The 16,107-nt window shown below is 68.5% G+C and carries 18 protein-coding genes; 2 read left to right on the forward strand and 16 right to left on the reverse strand.

Going from position 1 to position 16,107, the window contains the following annotated elements:
* Positions 1–26 precede the first annotated feature (26 nt).
* Genes QY307_01130 through QY307_01165 form a run of 8 tightly spaced genes read right to left on the reverse strand, consistent with a single transcriptional unit; the run spans position 27 to position 6,954 of the window.
* A complete protein-coding gene (locus QY307_01130; GenBank protein ID WKZ82884.1) occupies positions 27–668 on the reverse strand; it encodes a site-2 protease family protein in 642 nt (213 codons plus the stop codon).
* Positions 669–691: 23 nt separating this feature from the next.
* Positions 692–1,042 carry a TraR/DksA C4-type zinc finger protein gene (locus QY307_01135; GenBank protein WKZ82885.1) on the reverse strand — a complete coding sequence of 117 codons (351 nt, stop codon included), beginning with the start codon at positions 1,040–1,042 and terminating at the stop codon, positions 692–694.
* A 7-nt stretch (positions 1,043–1,049) separates the two neighbouring features.
* A complete protein-coding gene (locus QY307_01140; protein WKZ82886.1) occupies positions 1,050–1,940 on the reverse strand; it encodes a site-specific tyrosine recombinase XerD in 891 nt (296 codons plus the stop codon).
* Positions 1,940–3,586 carry a CTP synthase gene (locus tag QY307_01145; protein ID WKZ82887.1) on the reverse strand — a complete coding sequence of 549 codons (1,647 nt, stop codon included), beginning with the start codon at positions 3,584–3,586 and terminating at the stop codon, positions 1,940–1,942. The genes QY307_01140 and QY307_01145 overlap by 1 nt, the downstream gene beginning before the upstream one ends.
* A gap of 34 nt (positions 3,587–3,620) precedes the next feature.
* Positions 3,621–5,234 (reverse strand): AAA family ATPase, encoded by a 1,614-nt coding sequence (locus QY307_01150; protein WKZ82888.1) that lies wholly within the window; start codon positions 5,232–5,234, stop codon positions 3,621–3,623.
* Entirely contained in the window at positions 5,227–6,060 is an 834-nt protein-coding gene (locus QY307_01155; protein WKZ82889.1) for an NAD(+)/NADH kinase, read from the reverse strand. The genes QY307_01150 and QY307_01155 overlap by 8 nt, the downstream gene beginning before the upstream one ends.
* Positions 6,057–6,830 carry a TlyA family RNA methyltransferase gene (locus tag QY307_01160; protein WKZ82890.1) on the reverse strand — a complete coding sequence of 258 codons (774 nt, stop codon included), beginning with the start codon at positions 6,828–6,830 and terminating at the stop codon, positions 6,057–6,059. The genes QY307_01155 and QY307_01160 overlap by 4 nt, the downstream gene beginning before the upstream one ends.
* The gene (locus tag QY307_01165) at positions 6,808–6,954 is read right to left on the reverse strand and encodes a hypothetical protein (protein ID WKZ82891.1); all 147 of its coding nucleotides are present in this window, start codon (positions 6,952–6,954) and stop codon (positions 6,808–6,810) included. Before QY307_01165 ends, QY307_01160 begins: the two co-directional genes overlap by 23 nt.
* 39 nt (positions 6,955–6,993) lie before the next feature.
* Here QY307_01165 and QY307_01170 point away from each other — a divergent pair, with 39 nt between their 5' ends.
* Complete coding sequence (locus QY307_01170) at positions 6,994–7,716, forward strand: rhomboid family intramembrane serine protease (GenBank protein ID WKZ82892.1); 723 nt, start codon at positions 6,994–6,996, stop codon at positions 7,714–7,716.
* Here QY307_01170 and QY307_01175 read toward each other — a convergent pair.
* Positions 7,713–8,513 carry an HAD-IIA family hydrolase gene (locus QY307_01175; protein ID WKZ82893.1) on the reverse strand — a complete coding sequence of 267 codons (801 nt, stop codon included), beginning with the start codon at positions 8,511–8,513 and terminating at the stop codon, positions 7,713–7,715. The genes QY307_01170 and QY307_01175 overlap by 4 nt on opposite strands.
* On the opposite strand from QY307_01175, the gene QY307_01180 reads away from it, so the two are divergent.
* The gene (locus QY307_01180; GenBank protein WKZ82894.1) at positions 8,501–9,514 is read left to right on the forward strand and encodes a hypothetical protein; all 1,014 of its coding nucleotides are present in this window, start codon (positions 8,501–8,503) and stop codon (positions 9,512–9,514) included. The two genes, QY307_01175 and QY307_01180, sit on opposite strands and share 13 nt — an antisense overlap.
* Here the strand turns inward: QY307_01180 and QY307_01185 are convergent.
* From QY307_01185 to QY307_01215, 7 genes are read right to left on the reverse strand one after another with little or no spacing between them, the layout of a single operon-like run.
* Positions 9,475–10,821, reverse strand: a complete 1,347-nt coding sequence (locus QY307_01185) for a M20/M25/M40 family metallo-hydrolase (GenBank protein WKZ82895.1) — start codon at positions 10,819–10,821, stop codon at positions 9,475–9,477. The two genes, QY307_01180 and QY307_01185, sit on opposite strands and share 40 nt — an antisense overlap.
* Entirely contained in the window at positions 10,818–11,300 is a 483-nt protein-coding gene (locus QY307_01190; protein ID WKZ82896.1) for a GNAT family N-acetyltransferase, read from the reverse strand. Before QY307_01190 ends, QY307_01185 begins: the two co-directional genes overlap by 4 nt.
* Before the next feature lie 7 nt (positions 11,301–11,307).
* Positions 11,308–11,772 carry a DUF4193 family protein gene (locus tag QY307_01195; GenBank protein ID WKZ82897.1) on the reverse strand — a complete coding sequence of 155 codons (465 nt, stop codon included), beginning with the start codon at positions 11,770–11,772 and terminating at the stop codon, positions 11,308–11,310.
* A gap of 47 nt (positions 11,773–11,819) precedes the next feature.
* The gene (locus QY307_01200) at positions 11,820–12,587 is read right to left on the reverse strand and encodes a hypothetical protein (GenBank protein WKZ82898.1); all 768 of its coding nucleotides are present in this window, start codon (positions 12,585–12,587) and stop codon (positions 11,820–11,822) included.
* Positions 12,584–15,079 carry a DEAD/DEAH box helicase gene (locus QY307_01205; protein ID WKZ82899.1) on the reverse strand — a complete coding sequence of 832 codons (2,496 nt, stop codon included), beginning with the start codon at positions 15,077–15,079 and terminating at the stop codon, positions 12,584–12,586. The genes QY307_01200 and QY307_01205 overlap by 4 nt, the downstream gene beginning before the upstream one ends.
* Entirely contained in the window at positions 15,076–15,795 is a 720-nt protein-coding gene (gene tatC, locus QY307_01210; protein WKZ82900.1) for a twin-arginine translocase subunit TatC, read from the reverse strand. Before tatC ends, QY307_01205 begins: the two co-directional genes overlap by 4 nt.
* Positions 15,792–16,079, reverse strand: a complete 288-nt coding sequence (locus tag QY307_01215; protein WKZ82901.1) for a twin-arginine translocase TatA/TatE family subunit — start codon at positions 16,077–16,079, stop codon at positions 15,792–15,794. Before QY307_01215 ends, tatC begins: the two co-directional genes overlap by 4 nt.
* Positions 16,080–16,107: the final 28 nt, after the last annotated feature.

Below are 16,107 nucleotides of genomic sequence, written 5' to 3' on the forward strand. Positions count from 1 at the left end.
CAGGTGAGGCAGCGGTCCCGGGCGTTTCATATCGCCAGCAACACGACGCGACGGATCCAGACCCCGAGGAAGCCCAGTGCTTCGTCGAACACAAGAACCAGGGCGAGGAGGGCGAAGAACCCGTAGGGAGCCGCCCTGGCGTACAGCCGCTTCCCCGAATCGTTGAGGACGAGCGGCAACAGCCGACTGCCGTCCAGAGGCGGTATCGGAAGCAGGTTGAAGACCGCAAGGGCGGCGTTGACCACGACCAGGCCGAACAGGAGGCGCGGCATCGTCCCGGCAGCGGTGTAGGCCACCGAGTCCCCCACCTGACGAAACGGCCCCAGTGCTCCCACCACGAGCACCAGACCCAGATTGGTGGCCGGACCGGCCAGGGCAGTGAGGGCCATGCCCCGGGTCGGGTTCTCGAAGTGCCCCGGGTCGACGGGGACCGGTTTGGCCCAACCGAACACGTTCTGCCCGGAGAGGGCGAGCATTCCCGGCACCAGAAGCGACCCCACCGGGTCCACGTGGCGGATCGGGTTGAGGGTCAGCCGTCCTGCGCGTCGTGCGGTGGGGTCACCAAGTCGATGGGCGACAAAGCCGTGGGCCACCTCGTGGAGGATCACCGATGGTATGAGAATTGCGATGAAGAGGATCGCGTCGAGGAACTCGCTGTCGGCGAGCACTCAACGTCCCCGGGTCGGTGCCGTCACGTGCCCTTGGCGGCCTTGCAATCCACACAGTGGATCGACTCGGGTCGATGCTCGAGCCGGGCGGCCGAGATCGGCTTGCCGCAAGCGATGCAGGTCCCGTAGGAACCGTCCTCGATCCGTTTGAGGGCGCGGTCGATCTCCTCAACCGACTGGCGAAGCGACTCGATCAGGCCGAGGACCTCCGTCCGCTCGGCGGTCGCCGCCGCGGCATCGGCGAAGCCCTCTCCGAAATCGACGTCGTCGCGCAGGTCTCCGCCCTCGTTGGCGCCGAGTTCCTCCAACTGATGGATCAGCTGGAGTCGGTCCTCGGACAGGCGTTGACGTGCGCTCTCGTTGATGGCGGTCATCGGTACCTCAGCCTCGCGGGTGTGTGGTGCGATACACCTCGAGCAGATGTCGTGGTGACACCCGCGTGTAGATCTGCGTGGTCGAGATGCTAGCGTGCCCCAGCATTTCCTGGACGACTCTCAGGTCGGCACCCCCCTCGACCATGTGTGTGGCCGCGCTGTGCCTGAAGACGTGTGGGGACACGGAGCCCGGTCTCAGGCCGGCACGAGCACCGGCTGCCCGTACCACCTCCCACACGCCCTGCCTCGTGATCCGGCCCCCCCGCATGTTGAGGAACACGGCTCGTCCGGATCGCCCGGTTCGGAGCCGTGATCGGTCGGGAAGCCAGGCGCCGATGCTCCTCTGCGCCTCGGCACCGAGGGGCACGATGCGCTGACGGTCGCCCTTCCCGGTGAGCAGGACCGTGGCCGCTTCGAGGTCGAGATCCAGCTCGTCGAGGGCGACCGTCTCGGCAACCCGGGCTGCCGTCGCATAGAGGAACTCGAGCAGTGCCCGATCGCGACGCCCGCGCGGTGTGGCCGGGTCGGGTGTCTCGAGCAGGCGAAGGATCTGGTCGATCTCCAGAGCCTTGGGAAGGGCCGGACGACGCCGCGGGGAGTCGAGCAGCCTGGTGGGGTCGGCGCTCCGCAACCCCTCGGTGAGGAGAAACCGGTGGAAGCCGCGTATCGCCGCAACCCGACGCGCCACCGTGGCCGGCGACAGCCCCGCCGCGTGCTGGGCCGCCACGAAGGAGGACACGCGCTCCGGGGTCGGTTCTCGCCCTTCGAGATGCTCCAGGTAGCGAGCCAGGTCCCTTCGGTATGCGGTGATGGTTGCGGCCGCCAGGCCACGCTCGGCACGGAGGGCGCCGAGAAATGTCTCGACGAGATCGGCGAGCGCCGCCTGCGGCGCCGCCATCACGCCCGATCCGGCGCGGGTGTCGCCACCCCTGTCCGAGACCGCGATCGCCTGTACGCCGCCGCCGCCGCCATGAACCCGGCGAAGAGCGGGTGCGGCGCGTCCGGTCTGGAACGGAACTCGGGGTGGAACTGGGTGGCGACGAAGTACGGGTGATCCGGGAGTTCGATCACCTCCACCAGCTGGTCGTCGGGCGAGACTCCCGCCAGCCGGAGGCCGGCAGCCTCGAGGTCGTCGCGATAGCGGTTGTTCACCTCGTATCGATGTCGGTGCCGCTCGTACACGACGGCCTCCCCGTAGAGGGTGCGGGAGATGGAGTCTTCGGCCAGCCGGGCCGGATAGAGGCCGAGGCGCATTGTTCCACCCTTGTCCTCGACGTCTCGCTGTGAGTGCAGGAGGTCGATCACCGGGTGGGGCGTCATCGGCTCGAACTCCGAGGAGTTGGCCTCGAGCAGCCCCAGGCGGGATCGGGCGAACTCGATCACGGCACACTGCAGCCCGAGGCAGAGCCCCAGGAACGGTATCGACGCCTCCCGGGCATGGCGAACCGCCAGGATCTTGCCCTCGATGCCGCGCACGCCGAAACCACCGGGGACGAGCACTGCGTCGACTCCGTCGAGGCTTCCCGATCCGAGGAGGCCCTCGAGGTCATCGCTCGCCACCCAGCGCAGGTCGAGGGTGACGTCGGCGGCGAGGGCTCCGTGACGCAGTGCCTCGACCACCGACAGATAGGCATCTGGCAGGTCGACGTACTTGCCCACGAGGGCCACGGTGACGCTCTCGGAGGCCCGATCCATTCGCTCCACCATCCGGCGCCACTCCTCCAGGTCGGGCTCCGGGGTCTCCAGGCCGAGCTTGCGGCACACGACGGCGTCGAGCCCCCCTTGGTGGAGCACCAGGGGAATCTCGTAGATGTTGGCGGCGTCCGGGGCGTTGATCACTGCCGAGAGGGGAACGTCGCAGAAGAGGCTGATCTTGCGCCGCTCGGCCTCTTCGACCGGGCGGTTGGAGCGCACCACGATTGCGTCGGGCTGGATGCCCCGGCTGCGCAGCTCGGCGACGCTGTGCTGCGTGGGCTTGGTCTTCATCTCCTCCGAGGGGGCGATGTACGGCGTGAGGGTCAGATGGATGAAGACGGCCGAGTCGTGGCCGACCTCGTTGCGCAGTTGGCGGATGGCTTCGAGAAACGGAAGGATCTCGATGTCGCCGACGGTGCCCCCGATCTCCGTGATCACCACGTCGACCTCGGTCCTCTGTCCGAGCCGCTTGATCCGGTCCTTGATCTCGTTGGTGATGTGGGGAATGACCTGGACGGTGTCCCCGAGATAGTCGCCACGGCGTTCCTTGTTGATCACCGCCTGGTACACGGCCCCGGTGGTGACGTTCGAGTCGCGCATCAGGTTTCGGCCCGTGAAGCGTTCGTAGTGGCCGAGATCCAGGTCGGTCTCACCTCCGTCGTCGGTGACGAAGACCTCACCGTGTTGGAACGGGTTCATCGTCCCCGGATCGACATTGATGTACGGGTCGAGCTTCTGATTGACGACCCGTAGGCCCCGGGAACGAAGCAGGCGGCCCAGGGAGGCCGCCGTGATGCCCTTCCCGAGGCTGCTCACAACACCGCCAGTGACGAAGACGTACTTGGTCATGTCCCTCGGGAAGATGAGGGTAGCACTCGACCGGTCATCGCCGCTCCCTTCTCTCGGCGGCCAGGGCCAGGAGTTCGGATGCATGGTCCCTCCCCGCTTCTGAATCCCCCAATCCGCTGAGCATCCTCGAGATCTCGCCGCGCCGTTCCTCGCCTTCGACGGCGCGTACCGTGGCCTCGGCGCCACTCCTCTCCACGGCGAAATGAGCATCGGCGAACGCCGCCACCTGGGGGAGATGGGTGACCACCAGCACCTGCCGGCCCATGGAAAGCCGGGCCAGAAGCTCGGCCATGGCCAATGCGGTGGCGCCGCCGACACCGGCGTCGATCTCGTCGAAGGCGACCACGTCGGCGTCGGCGACCCCGGCGGCAACTCGAACCGCCAGTACCAGCCTGCTCAACTCGCCGCCCGAGGCGACACGCGACACGGGTGCCGGCTGCAACCCAGAGTCCGATGCGAACAGGAGGCGCACCCTGTCTGCACCATGTGGCCCCGGCGCCGCCGGCTCGACCAGGACCTCGAGCACCGGATCGGTGAGGCCCAGACGGCGCAGGTGATCGGTCGCCGTCTCGCCGAGATCCTTGCCGGCAGCGCGTCGCGCCGCGGCCAACGCCTCCCCGAGTTCCTCGCACTCCCGCTCCCGGAGCCCGATCGACTCATCGGAACGGCGGCTCCTCTCCAGGAGATCGGTCAGCGCCTCCACGCGTGCGGCGGCGACACGGCCGGCCTCGATGAGCCCGTCCACCGTCGTCGCGTACTTGCGTTTCAGGTCACCGAGAAGGGCCAGCCGTTCTTCGGCGGCTTCGAGAGATCGTGGGTCGTGATCGATAGCTGCCACGCGACGGTGCAGATCGACGAGGGCGTCCTCCACCTCGACGATCACCCCATCGAGCCTCTCGGCGAGCCCAGTCAGATCCGCATCCAGCCGGGTAGCGGCAGCGAGGTGACGGGCCGCGGCGCGAAGGGCGTCGGCGGCGCCGCCCTCGGTATCCAGGGCGGCCGTGGTGGCGTCGAGAGCCGCCGCGATCTCCCCGGATGAGCGAAGCCGGGCCAGGTGCCCGCGCAGTGCCTCGTCCTCACCAGGCTCGATACCGGCTCGTTCGATCTCTGCCACCTGGTCCTGCAGGGTGACGATCTCGTGCTCGAGCCCTTCACCGCCGTCTCCCAGAGCCGTCCTCTCCTCGCGGAGCCGGGTCAGCTCCCCCCAGGCGAGGCGGTATGCCTCCCATGTCTCGACCCCGGCTCTGTCGAGCATGCCATCCACCAGGCGACGCACCGAGGCCTCCCGACCCAGGGCGAGGTGCTCGTGTTGGGAAACGATCTCGACCAGGGCGTCGAGGCGGTCCGCCAGGACTCGAGCGGGGACCATGTCGCCGTCGACGTAGGCGCGCGATCGGCCGTCTGCCATGCGTCGTGCCACGACCACCTCGTGCTCGCCGATGGTGAAGCGGCCCTCGGCGCGGGCCTCTCGACCGTGGGGGCCGATCCGGTCGGTTCGGGCGGTGTCGCCGCGCAGCAGGCGCAACGCACCGAGCAGCAAGGTCTTCCCGGCACCCGTCTCGCCGGTGATGGCGACCAGTCCAGGACCGGGCTCGATACGGGCCGAGCGGATGATCCCCAGGTTCTCGACGTAGAGTTCTTCAAGCATCGTGGAGGTGAAACTTCTCCTTGACGGTGCGGGCGAAGTTGGTCGGCGCCAGACGGAGCAGTCGGACCCTCCCCGGGCCGGACCTGACCTTGATGCCCTCTCCCACACCCAGATCACCGAGCGTGTGACCGTCGATGTTGACGCGGGCCGCCCTCTCGGTGGTCACCGTCACCTCGAGCTCGGCCGTCGGATCGAAGACGATCGCCCTTCCGAACAGATTGTGGGGCGCCACCGCGGTCAGAATCAAGGCATCCATCTCGGGATCCACCAGCGGGCCGCCGGCCGAGAAGGTGTATGCGGTGGAACCGGTAGGCGTGGCGACTATCACGGCGTCGGTGCGGTACTCCACCAGCCGTTCGCCGGCGACCGAGACACCGATCGACACCACCTGGCGGCTCACCGCCTTCTCCACAACGACATCGTTGAGGCCGACCGCCAGACTTCCATCGGGCATCTCGACCTCCAGGGTCATCCGGGACGACTCCCGGAAGCGCCCCGAGACCAGGGCGTCGAGAGCCTCGGGAATCTGGGAGGGATCCACCTCGGCGAGAAAGCCGACGGTCCCGGCGTTGATCCCGACCACGGGGGCCCCGATGCTCAGGCCCAAGTGCGCAGCCTGCAGGACCGTTCCGTCGCCACCGACCGCCACCACCACATCCTGGGGGCCCGGCGGCTCGACGACCCAGGATTCCACGCCCTCGATCCTTGACGCGTCGTCGGGAGATGCCGCGACCCGGAGACCAAGTCTCAGCGCCTCGGCGGCGAGCCGGCCGGCCACGACGGCCGAGGAGTCCCGTGATGGATGCGCCACCAGGAGCAGTCTCATGAGGACACCGGCGGCCACTCGAGGTGCCGATCCTCACCCCCACGGATGGCGTGGAGCAGGAACTCCAGGTTGCCTCCGGCACCCACCACCGGCGAGGCGATCACCCCCCGAGGGCCCAGACCGGCCGTGGCGAAGCTCTTGGCGACAGCACCCACGGCCTCGGCGTGGAGTTCCGGATCACGAACCATGCCGCCGCGGCGCAGTCGTTTCGGTCCCACCTCGAATTGGGGCTTCACCAGCACAACGTAGTCGGTCCCCTCCCTGCCGGCGGCCGCCAGGTTCGATGCCAGCAGGGTGAGCGAGATGAACGAGACGTCGGCGGTGATGAGGTCGAACGGCGCTCCGAGTGCCTGCACGTCGGCCGTCCGGAAGTTGGTGCCGTCGACGACGGTCACGCGAGAGTCCGAACGGAGGCGGCGCACCATCTGATCCCGGCCGACGTCCACTGCGACAACCCGGGCCGCTCCGCGGGCCAGCAGCACGTCGGTAAATCCGCCTGTCGAGGCACCCACGTCGAGCACCCGCCTCGCCTCGACTTCGACCTCGAAGGAATCAATGGCCGCCTCCAGCTTTCCACCCGCCCTGCTCGCCCAGGTACGCCCGGGAGCAAGACGGATCGGTGAGTTCTCGTCGACCATCGTCGCCGCCTTCGGCGCCCGGAATCCGGACAGGTCCACTGCGCCGTCGGCGATGAGGCGTCGCGCCTCGGATCGAGTGGTGGCGAGCCCTCTTCGGACCAGCTCGGCGTCAAGCCTGAGGCGGGTCGGCAACCTCGTCTCCCACGGAGAGGGCGGCTCCCAGGGCGTCGGCGATGTCGTCGGCGAGGGCCGGGGCTTCCGCCGGGTCGCACTCTTCCAGTTCCGAGACCAACGCGTCCACGGGCTTATCATCCATGACCGGCATTATCCACTCCTCGAGCGACAGGATGGCGGCTTGTTCCCGATCCGGGACGTGAACCCGACCCGCATTCGCCCTCTGGTCACCCTGGCGGTTGTCGCCGCCAACGTCATCGTCTTCTTCCTCATCCAGCCGCAGGAGTCACCCGCCGCCGACGAGTTCGCCTACCGCAACGCCGCCATCGCCTGTGAGATCACGACGGGCGAGCCGCTGGACTTCGCCGAGATCCGCGGGGACCTCTGCGTGAAGCGGGCTCTCGACGTCCAGCCGTTTCCCGAAAAGCAGGTCCACCTGGCGGTCCTGGTCTCGATGTTCCTCCACGCCGGGCTGGCGCACATCGCATTCAACATGTGGAGCCTCTGGATATTCGGCAACAACGTGGAGGAAGCCTTCGGACATCTCGGCTACGGCGCCTTCTACCTGGCGTCGGGGATAGCCGCAACCGTCGGTTTCGTCGTCGCCAATCCGGACACCACGGTGCCCCTGGTCGGAGCATCGGGGGCGATAGCCGGAGTGATGGGTGCGTACCTCGTCCTCTTCCCGCGCCACCGCGTCCTCACCCTCGTCTTCTTCTATGTGGTGGCGATCCCGGCGGTGACGTTCCTGGGCCTCTGGTTCCTCAGCCAGTTCCTCCTCGCAGGCGAGGAGTCGGGCATCGCCTGGGAGGCCCACGTCGCCGGCTTCGCATTCGGCGTGCTCGCGGCGCTGCTCCTCCGAAGGAGTCTCCTGACCCGGGTTGGCACGGTTGCCATCGACTAGAGCAGGGCAGGCAGGTCGGCGATCGACGGGATGACCATGTCCGGGCGATGCTCGGGTCTGAGGTCGTCAGGGTGTCGCGTCACTCCGGTGAGCACCAGAACCGCCTTCCAGCCTGCGGCCCGGGCGAACGCCACATCGGTCTCCCCGCGGTCGCCCACCACCCAGGTGGGTCCCGGCCCCAGGCGCGCCGACACCGCCTCCACCATCGCCCGATACGGCTTGCCCGCCACGGTGGCAGTGGCTCCTGAGGCGCGCTCGACGGCCGCCAGCAGGGATCCCGACCCGGGAACCGGCCCGCCGCCGGTGGGAAGGGTGGCGTCGTCGTTGCATGCCACCAGCCGGGCGCCTCTTCGCACGGCCCGGTTGGCTGCGGACAGGACGTCGTAGTCGAACGAGCGGTCGAGCCCGACCACCACCGAGCGCGCCGCCTCCGGATCGACGGTCTCCGCGAAACCTGCTGCCGCGATGGCTGAGCGCACGCCCTCCTCCCCCACCACGAGCACCGGATCGTCCGCCCGGGACAGCAGGCCGACGGCGGCGACGGCCGAGGTCACCACGGCAGTGGGTGAAATGTCGACTCCGAGGAGTGCTCCCAACTCCGAGGCGAGGGCCTCGGCAGTCCGCGTCGAGTTGTTGGTGGCGATCGTCATTCTCGCTCCCGACATCAACACGGCACCCACCGCCTCGCCGGCGCCGGGGATCGCCTGCCCGTCGATCGTCAGGCACCCGTCCACATCGAGGATCACATTGCCCGGCGGCCTCGCTCCGGCTAGACCATTGGACAATGCTGTCTCCATTCCCCGGATTGGTGCTGGATGCGGCCGGGCCGGTGACCCGATCCGATGCCGCCGCTTGGGGAAGGGCGGTCCGCGACGCACCGGAGGCAGATCGAGCCCTTCATCGCCTGTCACCGTACCGTGCCGAGGAGCGTTCCCGCCTCTACCGGTACTCCATCGATGCCCCAACGGGGCGCGTCTACCAGGGATTGATCGGGGTGGTCGCCGTCGGCTCGCTCGTCCCCCACGAGGAGACCCTGGCGCACCAACCGGTCACACCGCCGCCCACATTGGAGATTCGCCCGCTGCTCGCCATCACTCGCCACCGACTGCCCGACCTCCCTGAGAGCGGACCCGAGTCCAGCGTGGTGTACGGTCGGCTGCTCCACCGTCTGACTCCGGTCGAGGTGCCACAGGGCGGCGTGCCGTTGCGCAGGCCTGTGCTCGTCGACGGGCACCACCGACGGCGATCGCTTCTCGCCCACCTGGGCCCCCGGGCGCGGGCCATGGTGCTCGTCGTCGGCGAGGGGGGTCGCGGTCTCAGAGCAGAGTCGTTCCAGCGCCTTCTGCCCGGGGTCGGTGACCTTCCCGCCGCAGCCACGGACCTCTTCGAGGTGACCGAGCAGCGTGCAGCGATTCCTCGGAGAGGCGCCCTGGTATGGATCCGTCCGAACCGGCCGGCGCTGTTGCTTCGACCTCGGAGCGAGGCCCTGGCGACCATCGACGGCCCACTTCGGGAGGTCGAGATCGCAGTTGCCGCTCGCCTGCTCTACCCACTCCTTGGAGTCACCGAAGAGGACGTCGCCCACTTCTCGACGACGCTCGGCACGCGGCACTCCCTGGAACCCGACGATGCCGCACTCCTGCTTCCTCGGATCGGGGCCGATCGTGTCCTCGCCGTCGCCGAGGCGGGCATGTTGCTGCCGCCCAAGGGGTCACGCTTCCGGCCAAAGCCGGTGCGCGGTCTGGTGATCCACACGGGTCACACGGCCGTGCCGAAGCGCTCCAGCACGCGTCGGTAGAGGGCTGCGGTGAGGCCCAGGGACTCCTCCGACACCCGCTCGTCGTGACCGTGGAACATGGCCAGAAACTCCCCGAACGCCAACCGTCGATCGAAGAGCCCGACGCCGTAGGCGACCGTCCCCTTGGGCCTGAAGAATCGAGCGTCGGTACCCACCGGAATCATGGTCGGAACCGGCCGGGAATCAGGGGCCAGATCGCCCAGCGCTGCGGTAATGGCCTCCCACAGTGGCCCCTCCGGCATCGAGCCTCCGGCCGAAGTGGCCTCCATCACCTGATACTCGAGTTCTTCGAAGCCGGGGCCGATCGCCTTGCGGAAGTGATCGTGGACGTCGGCCTGATCCTGTCCGGGGAGCGCCCGCACGTCGACATCGAGCTCCGCCCGGTCGGCGACAACGTTGGCCTTCGTCCCGCCGTGGAAGAGATTCGGGCTCACCGTGAGGTGGGTACAGGCGTGTATCCAACGCGCCATGCCTGGATCTTCGACGGCAATCTCGTCGATGAGCCCGTCGACGCGATCGGGGTCGAGCAGGCGCACCATCAGATCGTCACCCGGATCCCAGGTCTCGACGAAGCGGCGCCACTCGGGTGTGATCGCAACCGGGGCGGGAGTGGCCGCAAGGTGGGCGGCCGCCTCCGCCAGGTCGGTGACTGCGTTGCGGGTCCCGTATGGCTGGCTGCCATGCCCCGGCGTGCCCGACGCCCGGAGGCGTCTCCACTGCGGGCCCTTCTCGGCGACCGTGACCGGGATGGCGCGGCCGCTGCGACCTTCGAGGGCAGGTGTGGCGATCTCGGTCAAGAGGAAATCCGAGGCCACCAGCGGCCAGTGATCCTCCACAAGTGCCCTGGCGCCCAGCCTTCCGCCGGCCTCTTCGTCGGCGACCGCCAGGAAGGCCACGTCGCCCGGGAGCCTCAACTCACCCGTGAGCACCCTCTTGAAGACGACCGCCATGGCTGCCGTCTGGTCCAGCATGTCGATTGCGCCTCGTCCCCAGATGAACCCGTGGCGCCTCTCTCCGGCGAACGGATCCACCGACCAGCCTTCCGGCGAGACCGGAACCACATCGGTGTGCCCCATCAGCATCAGCGACGGGCTTCCTGGGGTTCCCCCCGGTACTCGGTAGAGGAGGCTGACCCTCCCGGGATGGGGCTCGAAGCGCTCGCCGGCCTCACCCAGGTACTCACCGATCGTCGCCGCGTTTCTCGCCTCGAAGCCCGAATCCGGCGCGCCGTCGTTGACGCAGGCGTTGCGGATCAGGGCCTGCAGCAGCTCGGCAACCTCCCCGGCCATCCCGGACCGGTCGCTCAACCGTCCTCCTCCCTGTACATGACGATCGACCTGGCCTTGAATCCATTGGCCTCCAGGAAGTTCTTGGCGGGACGATGTCCCGGCGACACGTGTGCATCGAAACGGCGGATGCCACGACGCCGCGCCTCTTCGAGATAACGAGAGAGCAGGGCCTCACCCACCCCGACCTCGCGAGCGTCGGGATGGGTGAACAGGAGGCGCACGGCACCGATCAGCCCACCACCGGACCGAGGGAGCAAGGGTTCGTCCCGCCCCGCCAGGAAGCCGACTATCGCCCCGTTGAGCAGTCCCACCAGGACCTGCCACTCGGGAGCGGAGAGCATGGCGCCCAGGGCGTCCTCGACCGGCTCGGTCAGGCCGTCAACCAAGGGCCACACCGGGCGCAGCGCTCCCATCTCGGTCTCCAGCGATCGGTAGAGGGCTGCGACCTCGCCCAGATCTGCTGCCGTTGCGGTTCGGGCGAGGGGGGTGACGGCCACGCGTCCGTCAGGCGCAGTCTCGACAGAGTTTGCGTCGCTTGTCCGCCAACTGGGTGATGCGCTTCACCAGGAAGCACCCCTGACAGACGAACTCGCCCTTGCCCGCCGACTCGGCTGGGGCCTCCAGCTCGATCGCTTCACGACGAAGCTTGCGCAACTCTTCGGCCTCATCGACCGGAAGGCTCTCGGCCGCCTCATCCTCGGTGAGCATCTCGAGCTCTTCGGCCTCGAGCTCGTCGAGAGCTTCCCGCTCGTCGTCGTCACCGGCGACCTCCTTGTCGTCGTCATCGTCGACGGAGTCGTCGTCCTCCTCATCGATCTCGGTGTCTTCGAGGTCCTCGAGATCTTCGACCTCGGCCAGGTCGTCCACGTCCTCGATGTCGTCGAGATCCGCATCGTCGACCTCGGGCTCGTCGTCGGCCGACCACTCCTCGTCGGGAGCGTCGAGATCGTCTTTGCGGGGCGGTGTCATCGGGTTCCTGGGGTGTGAAGCGGCCGGAGTATATCGCCGCTCATGCTTCACACGAGGAGCACCAGAGGCTTCCCCGCAATGGAGACCGTGAAGCTGCCGCGACCCACCCGAACGCCGTCGGCGAGCACCGTCCACCGCGACGGCACCTGGATCGCCGCCCGGGCGAGCGACCGCCTCCACACCGCCTCTGTCGACGCGTGGAGACCCCGACGGAGGGTGGGCCGGAGGCGGGCGACCGTTGCCACGGACCCGCTGAGAGCCTGAATGTCGAGTCGGCCGTCCATGACCGCAGCCCTCGGCGCCAGCCTCCGGCCGCCGACCTCCTGCGTGTTGGCTGCGACCACGGCGCGCGCCGTCTCGATCGTCCAGCTCCTCTCCGATTCGACAGTGATCGACCCGGCAGACGCCGCCCACGGAAACAGCGCACCTCGGCGCACCGCGCCTCCAGCAGCGATCCAGCCCACGAAGCGGTGGGTCTCCCCTGCGATGGTCACCTCGCCGACATCCATCGGATACTCGGTGCCGCCCTGCCAGCGCTCGATGACCCCGGCGATTGCCTCTCCGTGGGCGAAGAGCCTGGCGACCGAGGAGTCGCCACCCAGATAGGCCACGGCGGTCGATTCCATCGCCAAGGATTCCAACAAGCCGGAGAGGAGTGCCAGCTCGGCATCGCGACCCACGAAGATCAGCCGGTTCACCCCCGGCTCCAGCACATCGCCGAGAGCGCTCAGGGGGACCGCGGCTCCACCGATCTCGAAGGCGATCCTCCTGGCGCTGAGTTCGCAGCGGGCGCCGCTGACCACGAGACCGCTCACACGGCACCCTCGGCCGCAACGACCCCCCTGTCGAGCCCGTGCAGAGCCCGTGAGATACCGGGCACGGCCTCGGAGCCGAGATCCCGCAGCTGCCGCAGGAGGTCGATGACCTGGCGGCAGTTGCGCACGAAGTCGCCGACGGTCCCCGAGTCCTCGTCGTCGAATATCTCCCCCAGTGTATGGCCCGACACCCAGGCCATCACGGTCGGTGCGAAGCCGGGCTCGGGAGGCCGGCTCGGCGGGATACCGTGACGCTGTTCGGCGGCGGCGAGGCGTGTCCACAGTTCGTCGAGTCGCTCCCCGGGAGCCGTCAACACCTTCGGCCACCCGGCTTCGGTCTCTTCTCGACGGGGTTGGAAGGTGAAGGCGGAGGCCAGCCCCGCCGTGCCGGCCCCGTCGAGCCCAAGGAACAGCCCGGCGCCCACAGCCTCGCTGAGGAGCAGATCCAGCTCGTTGTAGACGGTTCGCAATCGACGCCCTGGCGCCGCCAGCTCCCAGCCCGACAGGTACTCGAGTTCTTCGAGCAACGACAGGCGCGCCCGGAAGGCCTCGAGGACACCGGGAGGGGTGCCCGACCCGCGGCGCTCTCGAAGCTCTATCGAACGCTCGAGGCGACGCGCCGCTCGCGCCGCCTCGAGGTGCCGCCCGATGTCCGGGATGTCCCGGTCGACGGGAGCCTGATAGACGGTCTCCCGGGCGCCAGGCTCCAGACGCGCCAGGGTCCCGGCGACACTCCGTCGGTACGCCGCGTCGCGCGGTCGAAACGGTCGGGGGAGCTCCACCCGGCCCACCTTGGCAACGGTGTCGGGGAGGCGATCGGGGGCGATGCGCCTGATCTCGGCCTTCTCAGAGATGGTGAGCAACCGAGGCCGCTTTCCGGTGCCGCGTGCCACCACGGCATGACGGACCGGCCCGCCTCGGTCCTCCCACTCCAGCACGTCGCCGGCTGCCGTCGCGGCGGCGAACTCGGCCAGGCGCCGCTCTCGCCCACCGGGGGCCTCGTCCACCATCGACCACACGTCGGCGCCGGTGATCTCCGCCTCGGAGCGCAGGGCCTGGAGACGATGGCGGTCTTCAGCGAGGTCCGATCCCAGATCCCGGCGGCGTCGGGAATCGGCAAACTCGGCGAAGGAGGCGGCGAGCAGCTCCTCGGCGACGGGACGCTCGTATCGAGCGACCAGATTGACCACCATGTTGTACGACGGCCGGAAGGAAGAACGCAGCGGGTGGCTCCCCCGCCCGGCGATGCCTGCGGCCCGTTCGAACTCCACATAGGGAGAGTGCAGGATCACCGCCGTCCCCTCGTCGTCTATTCCCCTTCGCCCGGCACGCCCCGTCAGCTGCGTGTAGTCGCCCGCCTGGAGTAGCTCGTGGCCATCCCCACGGAATCGGCTCAGGGTCTGGAGGACGACGGTTCGAGCCGGCATGTTGATTCCCAGGGCGAGGGTCTCGGTGGCGTAGACGAGCCTCACCAGACCGGCGGAGAAGAGATGCTCGACCGTCTCTTTCAAGGCCGGGACCATGCCGGCGTGGTGCGGAGCCACACCCGCCTCCAGGCCACGCAGCCAGCGCTGGTAGCCGATCACGGCGAGATCGTCCGGCCCGAGATGTGCCGTGTGCTCCTCGGCGGCCGCCCGGATCTCGACCGACTCGGCCGCCGTGGTGAGTCGAAGGCCACGAGACACGACCTCGTCGACGGCGGTGTCGCAACCCTGGCGAGAGAAGATGAAATGGATCGCAGGCAGCAAGCCTTTCTCCCGCAACAACTCGGCGGTCTCGTGGCGGCCCGGAGTACCGAACCGACGAGTTCCACCCGAGCGGAGGAGCCTCGCCATCCGCTCATTGGGTCGGCTCCCCTGAAACACGGGAAACCAGCGAAGCGTCCGCTCCCACCGGTCGCGGATCAAGTAGGTCGATTCCAGCGGAACCGGTCGGTCCCGCTCTACGACCAGGCTGGTGTCGCCGCGCCGCTCGGCAACCCAGGCGGCGAACTCCTCGGCGTTGGCGATGGTCGCGGACAGGCACACGAGGGGGATGGAGCGGTCGAGGTGGACGATGATCTCCTCCCAGACGCTCCCGCGCTCCCGATCCTGGAGGTAGTGGACCTCGTCCAGGATCACCACGCCGACGTCTTCGAGGTCGGCGCTGCCTGCATACATCATGTTGCGAAGCACCTCGGTGGTCATGACCACTATCGGGGCCGCACCGTTGATGGAGTTGTCCCCGGTGAGCAGACCCACCTGCGGGTCACCGTGAGCGCGCCTGAAGTCCCCGAACTTCTGGTTGGAAAGGGCCTTGAGGGGTGTCGTGTATATGGCGCGACGCCCGGCACCGAGCGCCCGGGCGATCGCCGCCTCCGCCACCACGGTCTTGCCGGAGCCCGTCGGGGCGGTGACCACCACCGACTCGCCACGATCGACGGCGTCGGCGGCCTCGATCTGGAATCTGTCCGCCGCGAAGGGCAGGTCGGCCAGGTACCGGCGGGCGGTCATCGCCGCAGGGTGAAGCGCACCAGCCAGATGGTGGCCTCGTACAGCAGGTAGAGCGGAATCGAGAGCAGGAGCAGCGTCAACGGGTCGCCGCTCGGGGTGGCGACGGCTCCCACGGTCACAATTGCCAAGACGGCCCAACGGCGACCGGCGGCAAGGCGTCTCCACCCGAGCACTCCCGCCGCCGAAAGGCCGTAGAGAAAGACGGGGAACTCGAACGCCAACCCGAAGACGAGCAGGAAACGAATGGCGAACGACAGGTAGAAGTCACCACCGATGACGGGCTCGAGGGAGTCGCCACCGAACTCGAGGAGGAATCCGAGGCCCCGCTGCAGCGACCAGTAGCCGAACCAGACGCCGCCGGCAAACAGCAGGACGAGAGCCGACACCATCGGGAACAGGTACCGCTTCTCCCTCCGGGTCAGGGCAGGGACGACAAAAGCCCAGGCGTGCCAGACCACGATCGGGCTGGCGAGGACGAACCCGGCGAAAAGCGAGAGCCGCATGAACAGTGAGAACGCCTCGGTCGGCCTGAAGAAGGCGAGTTGGCGACCGTCCATCACCTGTCGGTACGGATCCACCATGAGGTCGAACACGGCATCCCTGAACACGAAGGCCACCACGGACCCGACGACGACCGCTCCGCCCACCCACATGAGGCGGCGTCGCAACTCGTCCAGGTGGCTCAGAACCGGCTGCTTCGGTTCGTTGTCGCTCATCGGGTCGGCTCGCCCCGATCCGGCTCCATGCCCGTTCTGGTGCCACGCTCCGGGTCCGGCGCGGTCAGATCGAGGGTCGCGCGCAGCTCGCGGCGAACGTCGGCGAGGCCCAGGTCGCCGCCCGCTTCGGCCTCGATCCCCTCCCGAAGGTCCTGGGCGGTCTCCTTGAGCTCACGCAGCAGGCGGCCGGCGCGCCGGGAGAGCTCAGGCATGCGCCGCGGACCGAACACGATGAGGGCCACGACTGCGATCGTCAGGATCTCGGCGGGGCTGATGCTGAACACCCCGGGAATGGTAGGGCCGCCCGGTCTC

Source organism: Acidimicrobiia bacterium (assembly GCA_030584185.1).
Taxonomy (GTDB): domain Bacteria; phylum Actinomycetota; class Acidimicrobiia; order Spongiisociales; family UBA11373.